This window comes from Paenibacillus sp. Y660, assembly GCF_057221575.1.
Map to the genome: position 1 here is coordinate 1 of NZ_JBXBBJ010000099.1, position 576 is coordinate 576.

The following is a 576-nucleotide window of genomic DNA, read 5'->3' on the forward strand; positions in this document are numbered from 1 at the left end:
ACGCCAACGGCGGCTCCTTGCTGATCACCGTAAACGGTCTCCACGGTGGAGTCGAAATCGAGAATGAGTGAATCTGGCAGGCATGGAGAAATGATCTCCATATTCAGCTTTTTGAGATCTATGCTCAGGGTAGGGCGAGATTTACCTAAACGCTCTAACTCCTTGTACAGCAAGCTGTGGTGAGGACAGCGACCGCCTAGAAAACGTCGCAGCAATGAATCGTTCTGTAATTTTTGAAAGTGGAAAATGCGCTCGCAGCCGAGCATCCAACCGATCATGAGGTAAAGTAAAATCCGATACGTTGGGAATATGGAATTTGGTGCTTTAGCATGACCAAGCGCGTGAAAGGCACGGTCCAACTTGATTTTTTCAAGATACGCAAGCAAAACTTTGCTGCCTGCCATACTTGTTGCATTTCTCATAGAAAATTCCGTTTTTAATTTTGTGATCTTTGTGATAAACTTCACCATAAAGGTGCTCCTCTCTTTTGGGTGATGTGTTCTAGACAAACACCATTCTACCAAAGATCAGGGCACTTTTTTACGTTTTTATAAGATTTCACTTTCGAAATTCAGG

Annotated in this window: 1 pseudogene; it reads right to left on the bottom strand. The window is 43.8% G+C overall.

Annotated elements, in window-relative coordinates:
- Positions 1 to 467 (bottom strand): annotated as a pseudogene (locus AC2TDN_RS26630) (IS1380 family transposase); the annotation flags it as partial.
- Between the last annotated feature and the right edge of the window lie 109 nt (positions 468 to 576).